The 8,622-nt window shown below is 69.4% G+C and carries 7 protein-coding genes and 1 pseudogene; 2 read left to right on the top strand and 6 right to left on the bottom strand.

What is annotated here, in order from left to right:
* The coding region (locus tag H3C53_09355) for an ATP-binding protein (GenBank protein ID MBW7916869.1) at window positions 1–1,092 on the top strand (1,092 nt) is incomplete at its 5' end.
* A 379-nt stretch (window positions 1,093–1,471) separates the two neighbouring features.
* Window positions 1,472–1,701, top strand: a pseudogene (locus tag H3C53_09350) (hypothetical protein).
* Between the two features lie 122 nt (window positions 1,702–1,823).
* Here H3C53_09350 and dctP read toward each other — a convergent pair.
* From dctP to H3C53_09320, 6 genes are all read right to left on the bottom strand, one after another.
* Window positions 1,824–2,900, bottom strand: coding sequence for a TRAP transporter substrate-binding protein DctP (gene dctP / locus H3C53_09345; GenBank protein ID MBW7916868.1), 1,077 nt, complete (start codon window positions 2,898–2,900; stop codon window positions 1,824–1,826).
* Window positions 2,901–2,996: 96 nt separating this feature from the next.
* Window positions 2,997–4,319, bottom strand: a complete 1,323-nt coding sequence (locus H3C53_09340; protein MBW7916867.1) for an ERCC4 domain-containing protein — start codon at window positions 4,317–4,319, stop codon at window positions 2,997–2,999.
* A 32-nt stretch (window positions 4,320–4,351) separates the two neighbouring features.
* Window positions 4,352–5,281, bottom strand: coding sequence for an acetamidase/formamidase family protein (locus H3C53_09335; protein MBW7916866.1), 930 nt, complete (start codon window positions 5,279–5,281; stop codon window positions 4,352–4,354).
* 208 nt (window positions 5,282–5,489) lie between these two features.
* Window positions 5,490–5,771 (bottom strand): helix-turn-helix transcriptional regulator, encoded by a 282-nt coding sequence (locus tag H3C53_09330; protein MBW7916865.1) that lies wholly within the window; start codon window positions 5,769–5,771, stop codon window positions 5,490–5,492.
* Window positions 5,772–5,964: 193 nt separating this feature from the next.
* Window positions 5,965–7,623 carry an ABC transporter substrate-binding protein gene (locus tag H3C53_09325; GenBank protein ID MBW7916864.1) on the bottom strand — a complete coding sequence of 553 codons (1,659 nt, stop codon included), beginning with the start codon at window positions 7,621–7,623 and terminating at the stop codon, window positions 5,965–5,967.
* A gap of 74 nt (window positions 7,624–7,697) precedes the next feature.
* Window positions 7,698–8,618, bottom strand: coding sequence for an ABC transporter permease (locus tag H3C53_09320; GenBank protein ID MBW7916863.1), 921 nt, complete (start codon window positions 8,616–8,618; stop codon window positions 7,698–7,700).
* Between the last annotated feature and the right edge of the window lie 4 nt (window positions 8,619–8,622).

Raw genomic sequence — 8,622 nt, 5'->3', positions numbered from 1 at the left:
CTAGCAGACGCCGCGCCACCTGTGCTACTTGACGAATGGCAGCGACTACCACTGGTGTGGGACTTGGTTCGCAGGCACGTAGACGCTGATCCTCGCGGCTCGCGGTTCCTGCTTTCGGGTAGCGCCGCGCCGCTCGAGGCGCCAGTGCATTCGGGCGCGGGTCGCATCATCACGCTGAGGATGCGGCCACTCAGCCTATTCGAACGTCAGATGTCAAACGCTCATATCTCGCTTGAGGATCTGCTAACAGGCGTCAAGCCGAGTATCTCCGGTTCGAGCGCAGCTACGCTCGGCGATTATCTTCTAGAGCTCGTGGCTTCGGGGTTCCCGGCCATCCGAAACGCGCCCGCTCGGGTGAGAGATGAGCTGCTCGACGGCTACCTTGAGCGCCTCGCGCAACGCGATTTCCCGGATCAGGGCCATAGGTTGAGGCGCCCAGACGCCCTCAAGGCGTGGCTGCGGGCCTATGCGGCCGCGACCGCTACGACGGCCTCCTATTCCAGCATTCTTGACGCAGCAACTCCAGGCGAGGGAGAGAAACCCGCACGGGGCACCACTGAGGCCTTCCGCAGCATCCTCACTGAGCTCTTTGTCCTCGATCCTCTCGGTGCTTGGGCGCCTGCAGGAAGCCACCTGCAACGCTTAGGCCGGGCGCCGGCACATCATCTGGCAGATCCGGCCTTGGCAGCGCGGCTTCTGGGCCTTTCTGAGGCGGCGTTGCTGCGGGGTCAGCAGGCTGGACCCATCTCCTTGCGTGACGGCAACCTCTTAGGCCGACTCTTCGAGTCGTTGGTCGTGCAGAGCGTGCGCGTATACGCCCAGGCGAACCGGGCGCGTGTTTACTTCCTGCGTACTAGCCGTGGCGATCACGAGGTCGACATCATCGTTGAGAGAAGTGATGGGCGAGTGGTTGCCATGGAGGTGAAGTTGACGTCAAACGTTACCGATGAGGACGTGAAGCACCTGAGGTGGCTCGGCCGTGAGATCGGCGAGGAACTCCTTGATGCCGTTGTTATCACCCCGGGGCAGTTCGCCTATCGGCGGCCACCAGACATGATTGCGGTGATCCCCGCGGCGATGCTAGCGCCCTGAAGGCCGGGTGCGGGCTCACGCACCCAAGGGGTACCGGAGCACCGTGATGTCGTTCGGTTCGTAGTGACCGGGGACCTCGGTTCGCTAGATGGTCACAGCGCCCTACCGCCAGAGTCGATCTTCAGCGGTGCGCCCTCGCCCGCAGTGTGTATGCCGATGGCGTCGCGAAAGGCGCAGGCCAAGGCTACCGAGACGCTCCCAGGTCAGAGCTCATCCGCCGCGCTGTGAGAAGGGCCTACGGAGGGCCGTCCACTGCCAGACGACTCAGGGCGCTCGAGGCCGGTGCAGGCAGTTGGACCAGCAGGGAGTGCACCGGCTCCGAGTACCTGGAGGCGCTGCGGGGCGATCTGAGTGACCGACTTCGCCGCCTCGCCATGAAGTGAGGGTGCTGGATACCTCGGTCGCCATCGACCATCTGCGCGGCCACGAAGCGGCCGTGGAACTGCTCACGCTACTGCTGGCAGACGGTGTGGACCTGGCAGTTTCGGCGGGATAGACACCGCCGACTACCTCGTGGCAGCCACGTCTATCGTGTTGGGCGCCCCGCTGCTTACCACCAACGTCCGCCACTTCCCGATGTTCAAGGGGCTCGAGCCCGCCTACGAGTAGGTCGTGCGCCTTCCGCATCGCCACCACCGTGCCCGACGGTAGCGGCGAGGCGACGCCCGAAGGGGCCACCTCGCCGCACTAGCGAACGCGTCAGACGCTGGCCGGAAGCGCCTGCCCCGACCTCACTTGAAGACGAAGTCGTTGTACGCGTGCTGCGTGACCTTCGTCCAGGCGCGCACGTTGCCCATGAAGGCGCGGTAATCGTCGTGGATGCGCTGGTAGGTGGCGTTGTTGGCGGCGTTCTCGGCGTGGATCTCGTCGGTCGCCTTGGCGAAGGCCGCGAGGATCTCGTCGGAGAAGAGGCGGATCTGCGTGCCAGAGGCGATGAGCTCCTGCAGCGCCGTGTAGTTCTTCGTGTCGTAGTTGGAGAGCATCTCCACGTTGGCGCGCGCGCAGGCGTCGGCCACCACGCCCTGCAGGTCGGCGGGGAGCCCCTCGAACTCGTCCTTGTTCATGTAGAGGCAGACGCCCGGCCCCGGCTCGGCCCAGCTGGGGAAGTAGTAGTAGGGGGCGGCCTTGTTGAGGCCCAGGATCTGGTCGTCGTACGGGCCGACCCAATCCGCGGCGTCGATGACGCCCGTGTCGAGCGCCAGGAACAGCTCGCCGCCCGGGATGTTCTGCACGTTCATGCCCACGCGCCCCATCACCTGCCCGCCGAAGCCGGGGAAGCGCATGCTGAGGCCCTGCAGGTCGGCGACGGTGTTGATCTCGCGCTTGAACCAGCCGCCCGTCTGCGCGCCCGTGTTGCCCGCCGGGAACGAGACCATGTTGTCGGGCGCGAGCAACTCCTGCGCCAGGGCGTTGCCGTTGCCGGCGTACATCCAGGCGTTGAACTGCTGCGAGTCCATCCCGAACGGCACGGCCGTGAAGAAGCCGTGCGCCGGGTTCTTGTTGATGAAGTAGTAGGGCGCCGTGTGCGCCATGGCGAAGGCGCCCGTCGAGACGGCGTCGTACACCTCGAGCGCGCCTATCTGGGCCCCGGCCGGGTAGACCTTGACCGTGATGTCGCCGTCCGACGACTCCGTCACGTACTTGGCGATGCTCTCGGCCGTGCCGAACAGGGTGTCGAGCGAGGTGGGCCACGACGTGACCATCTCGAAGTTGAACTTGCCCTTCTGGGCGCTCGCGAACATGAGCGGGCTGATGCTCGCCCCCGCGACCGCGATCCCGGCCTTCTTGATGAAGCTCCGACGGTCCATCTCAACCTCCCAGCATGGCTTCGCGGCCCCTTGACGCGGCCGCCTCGGATTGTGATTCGGGGTCAGTATACGCCCACGGTCCGGCGGCGCTGGCGCTTACCGCACGCTCCCGCCGTCGGGCTCTGCCGGCGCGGCGGTCGCGCCAGCGGGCGTCAGCTCGAACCGCAGGCTGCGGGCTCGACCCGTGCTCGTCAGCAACCCGCGAGCGACGAGGTCGTGTAGGTCCGTGGAAGCCGTGCCGGCCGTCACGCCACAACTTCCGGCGTGACTCGCGACCGTCAGCGGCCCCGCCAGCGCCGCCACGAGGGCCGCGCCCTGACGACCCGCCCTGTCGAGCGGCGCCTTCGAGCGGTCCACGGCGTGGCCCCCGAAGAGTCCGGTGGCGGCCGGACGCGTGCCGACCGAGGTCGTCGAACCTGCGCCGCCGGACCGGCCGCCGGGGGAGCCGGTCGGCGGATCCGCCAACGACGCGAACAGAGGGGTGTCGGTCACGCCCCGCTCGGGGCGGGCCGCGGCGGTGCTCCGGTGGCCGGCGGGGGCGGGCCCCTCTTGGGTCCTCGCCGGCCCGTCGCCCGTCGTGATGGCGGCGAGCGCGTCGCCGGCGGACTGCCCTCGGCGCGCCGCCTCCCTCAAGTGAAGGCATGCCGAGAGCCAGCGGTAGGCCAGGTCGGCGGCCAGCGGCGCCGATTCCGCGAAGAGGAGCGGCACGTTGGGGTAGGCCGCCTGCAGCGCTGCCGTGAGGTTGAGGAGCCACCCGGGGCGCACCCGCGTCTCCTCGCCCGCCAGCAGCTTCGCCATGCGGCCTTCGATGATCACGGCCGCGCGCGGCATGGCCGCCAGCTCGGCCATCGCCAGCTGGAGCTTGCCGGAAACGGCCGCCCCCACGAACTCCTTCAGCTTCTTGCGCTCCACCACCGCGGCGAGAGCGTCGCCGTCGAACACGCCGTAGTCGCCCACCGGCAGCTGGCGGCGCTCCGTCTCCACGGGGTTGGTCGCGAAGCGCCAGGGGTAACGCTCGCGCGTGTCGATCACGACGACCATCGGGCCGTTGAGGCCGCGGGCGTGTGGCGCCCGCACGCCCGGCCGCGTGGAGCGCATCGAGCGCTCGCTGCGCCAGAACACGAGCGGCTTGCCCTGCTTGGAGACCGTCCAGACGAAGAGGGACCGGCGGCGTTGGACCCGGTCGAGCACGAGCTGCACGGAGCTGCCGCGGCGCCGGCACGACACGACGGGGACGCGCGCCACCTCCTCGGCCCCCTCCGGCCAGGCGGGGAGCTCGTGGCAGTACAGGTCCTTGTCGACCGGCCAGTCGCCGCGCGTGGCGAGCACGACCGGCACGGGCGAGAGCGGCAGGCTGACCACGTACGGCAACCGCGAGCCGCCCAGCGGGCTCCTCGCGATGATGAACTCGAGCGGCATGACCTCCCCAGCCTAACCGCCTCGTCCGCGGCTCAGACGAAGATGTGCCGCGGCAGCACGGCCGACACCACCCAGTTGGGAGCGTCCACCACCTCGCTGATGCGCAGGTTCACGGCCACGCTGCACAGCGCGTACGCCAGCTGCGGCTCCAGCCCGTACTCCTTGCCGAGGTGATCGATCATGGCGCGGATGGCGTCCTTGGTGGCGTCCAGCAGGTCGGGCGCCACGCCCGTGGTGGCGTAGAAGCCCTTGGGCAGCAGCTCCGTGGCGCCGGCGGCTCCCAGTTCGTAGCGCGGGGCGCCGAAGTTGGCGCCCTTGATGAGGTCCACCCTCACGCTGACCTTCATGGCCGTCTCCACGGCGGTGCCGCACACCTCGCCGTCGCCCTGCGCCGCGTGCGTGTCGCCCAGCGAGAGGAGCGCGCCCGGCACCGCAACGGGCAGGTAGAGGCGGCTGCCGCGGGTGAGGTCGCGCACGTCGAGGTTGCCGCCCTGCGCGCGCGGCGGGACCACCGAGTGGGAGCCGGGCTCGGCCAGCGCCAGGCCGATGGTGCCCGTGAACGGCCGCGTGTTCAGGTGGATGCCGGGGCGGAACTCCACGCGCCTGGCGTCGTAGTGCGAGATGTTGAGGAACGGCTCCGTGAACTCGTCGGCCAGCAGCCCGAAGCCGGGGATGATGCCCGTCCAGCCCCAGCCGCCCTCGGCGAACTCGAGCAGGTCGATGGCGAGGACGTCGCCGGGCTCGGCGCCCTCCACGAAGATCGGGCCGGTGACGGGGTTGACCCGCTCGAAGTCGAGCGCGGCCACGTCGGCCGTGGTCGAGGTGGGGCTGAGCTGCCCGCCGGAGGAGTCGACCGTCTCGAGCTCGAGCTCGGCCCCCGGCGCCACGCGCAGGACGGGCTCGATGGCGTTGTCCCACCCGAAGTGGTGGTGGGTGTCGTGGATGGTCTTGAAGCGGCTCATCTTGCTTACCTCACAGTCGGTCTAGTGGGGCGGTCAGGTGGGTTCGGTCAGTCGCTTGCGGCGGTACGCCAGCGCCCTCGCGAGCTTGCGGACCGTGCTCGGCCCGAAGGGTAGCGTGGCGAGCCGGTCCCCCGCGAGCTGGTCCGCCGTGCGCGCTGGAGCCTTGCAGCCAGCGTGCCGCCCTCGTAGACGTCGGCCGCTCCACCGATCAAGGTCGGTCACCGGGCGGCGAACTGGGCGGGATGCGGCGCCAACCGAGCTCGAGGCCGAGAGCGGTGGCCAGCGCCACCACCCTGTCGAGCCGCACGGTCTCCTTGCCGTTCTCGAGCTCGTGGATGAAGCGCGCGGAGACGCCGGCCAGGTCGGCCAGCTCGAGCTGGGTCAGTCCGAGGGCCTTGCGGCGCGCCAAGAGGGCGGCGTTGAGCCGCGGAACGCCGTCACCGGAGGTGCGCCGACGGTCTCCGCCCAAATTCCTCGCCTCCTCTTGCATGTCCGTGCAGAAACGCACGCCAGCGAGTCGCTCCAAGGCGGCTTCGGCGGTGGTTTATGCATGATTGCGCAGACTCGGGCTGGCCGAGCTGGGCAGCGGCCGGTGAACGGTGCAGGATATGAGCGGACGTGCGGATGCGAACGCCAGGGACCGGTGCCGAGCCCCGCGGGACCCGGCACCGGAACCTCGCCGCCTACTCGGCCCTACGCACCATCTCGTAGTGCACGGGGATGTGCATGGGGTCGACGAAGATCTCGTCCGGACCCGTCACGTTCTTGGAGTGCATGCTGACCTGCAGCTCGTGGAAGATGGGGATCCACGGCGCGTCGGCCATGATGTCGACGAAGATCGAGCGGTACGCCTCGACGCGCTCCGCCTGCTGGTCGGTGCGGGCGAGGGTGTCGGCGTGCGCGGCGCGCTCCTCGATCCCCTCGTTGCAGTACCGCGCCCAGTTCCAGCCGCCGGGGATGTTGCTGGCGCAGGCCAGGATGGGCCAGTAGAAGTTGTTGGGGTCTGGGTAGTCGGCGATCCACGCCATGCCGCCCGACCACAGCAGCGGCGCCTCGCCCATGCCGCCCGCGTCGATGACGGTGCTCTGCGCCTGCGTGCGCAGCTCGGCGCGCACGCCGATCTCGGCCAGGTCGGCCTGGATGGCCTGGGCGATGCGGTCGTTGGGCGCCACGTTGTAGGCGTACAGGACCGTGTCGAAGCCGTTCGGGAAGCCGGCCTCGGCGAGGAGCGCCTTGGCGGCCGCCGGGTCGTAGGGGTAGCCGGCGTACGCGTCGTCGTGGCTCTCGAAGAGCGGCGGCAGGATCTGGGTGGCCGGCACGGCGCGGTTGTTGATGATGCGCACGATGCGGTCCTTGTTGACGGCCATGTTGAGGGCGCGGCGCACGCGCACGTCGGTGAAGGGCTCCATCTCGACGTTGATGGTCACGTAACCCGTCTGCATCTGCTCGCCGGTCGAGACCTGCTTGCTCCACTCGGGGTCGGCCATGACCTCCGTGTAGCGGGCGCTGGGGATACCGTCGCCCAGGATGTCGACCTCGCCGCGCTGCAGGCGCAGGAACGCCACGTTCTGATCGACGCCGACCTGGAAGGTGAGCTCGTCGAGGTAGGGCAGGCCCGCCTCGAAGTAGTCGGGGTTGCGCTCCAGCACGATGCGCTGGCCGAGCACCCACTCCTTGAGCTTGAAGCCGCCCGTGCCCACGGGCTGGTGGCCGAAGTCGCCGGCGGCCGCCTCGACCGCCTCGCGCGGGACGATGTGCGCGAAGTTGAGGCCGAGCTTGTGCAGGAACGAGGCGTCGGGCTCCGAGGTGGTGAACTGCACGGTGCGGTCGTCGAGCACCACGATGCCGCTGACCTCGGTGGCGGCGCCGTCGACGAACTCCTCCGCGCCCTCGATGGTGAGGTAGAAGCCCTGGCCCGGGCTCTGCGTGGCCGGGTTCAGGGTGCGCTCGAGCGTGTACTTGACGTCGTCGGCCACGAGCTCGCGGCCGTTATGGAACTTGACACCCTGGCGCAGCGTGAACACGTAGGTGCGACCGTCCTCGCTGACGGTGAAGCTCTCGGCGAGGTGCGGCACGAGCTCGGTGGTGCCCGGGGTGTAGTCCATCAGGCCGTCGAAGATCGACTTGATGATCGACCAGTTCTGCCAGTCGTAGCCGATGGCCGGGTCGAGGGTGGCCACGTCGTCCTGGAACGACACGACGGCGCTGCCGCCCTGCTGCGCGATGGCGCTGCCGCAGGCGAGCACTGCCAGCGCCGCCAGGGCGCGCAGCGCGTGGTCAAAGCGTCGGTGACGCGTTCTGGCGGGAGCTCCCGCCGCCGCTTCGCTGGTGTGGGTGTGCATCGTTGCCTTCCTTCCGCGCCGGGGGCGCATTCTGCCGGCACTCGCGCGGGTGCGCCCCGCGCGAGGTGTCCGCCTCACGAGTACCGGATCCTGGGATCCAGGGCCGGGTAGACGAGGTCGGCGAGGAGGTTGCCGACCACCACGAACAGGGCGGTGACGATGACGCCGCCCATGATGACGGGGATGTCGACGAGCTGGATGGCCTGCCAGATCATCTGCCCGATGCCGGGCCAACCGAACACGCTCTCCACTATGACGATGCCGCCCATGAACACGCCGATGTCGAGGCCAACCAGGGCGACGACCGGCAGGACGGCGTTCTTGAGCACGTGCTTGAACACCACCTTGGTGGGGAAGACCCCCTTGGCGCGGGCGGTGCGCACGTAGTCCTGGCGCAGCACGTCAATCATGGCGCTGCGCGTGACGCGCGCGTACCAGCCGCCCCCCGCCAACCCAACCGTGACGGCCGGCAGGACGATGTGGAGCGGCGTGCCGTACCCGCCCAGCGGGAAGAGCGGCACGAGGTAACTCAGGAAGTAGATGAGCAGCAGCCCCACCACGAACTGCGGGGCCGACACGCCAACGAACGCGAGGGCCATGACCGCCTGGTCGACGCCCGTGCCGCGCCGCAGCGCCGCCACCACCCCGGCCGGCAGGCCGATGAGGAGCTCGAACAGGATGCCGGCCAGCGCCAGTTGCATGGTGGGTCCGAGGCGGGCGCGGATGAGGCGCGTGACCTCCGCCTTCTGCGCGTAGGAGCGCCCCATGTTGCCGCGCAACAGGCCCGTCACGTAGCTCACGTACTGCTGCGGCAGGGGCCGGTCGAGGCCCAGCTCGGTGCGGATGCTCGCCACGGTGGCGGCGGTGGCGCTGCGCCCTGCGATCATGCGCGCCGGGTCGGCCGGCAGCAGGAACACGAGCAGGAAGGTGACGATGGTGACGCCCAACATGACGCCGACCGCCTGCAGCAGCCGCTGCCCGAGGTAGCGGATCACGGCG

This window comes from Trueperaceae bacterium, assembly GCA_019454765.1.
Lineage (GTDB): Bacteria > Deinococcota > Deinococci > Deinococcales > Trueperaceae > JAAYYF01.
Note: the sequence above shows the minus strand (reverse complement) of the source record. Positions and strands in the feature narration are given on the sequence as shown.

Excerpts from the sequence above, each read along its gene's own strand:
- H3C53_09340 (MBW7916867.1), bottom strand. The coding sequence starts at position 4,319 with ATGCCGCTCGAGTTCATCATCGCGAGGAGCCCGCTGGGCGGCTCGCGG.
- H3C53_09335 (MBW7916866.1), bottom strand. The coding sequence starts at position 5,281 with ATGAGCCGCTTCAAGACCATCCACGACACCCACCACCACTTCGGGTGG.
- dctP (MBW7916868.1), bottom strand. The coding sequence starts at position 2,900 with ATGGACCGTCGGAGCTTCATCAAGAAGGCCGGGATCGCGGTCGCGGGG.
- H3C53_09330 (MBW7916865.1), bottom strand. The coding sequence starts at position 5,771 with ATGCAAGAGGAGGCGAGGAATTTGGGCGGAGACCGTCGGCGCACCTCC.
- H3C53_09325 (MBW7916864.1), bottom strand. The coding sequence starts at position 7,623 with ATGCACACCCACACCAGCGAAGCGGCGGCGGGAGCTCCCGCCAGAACG.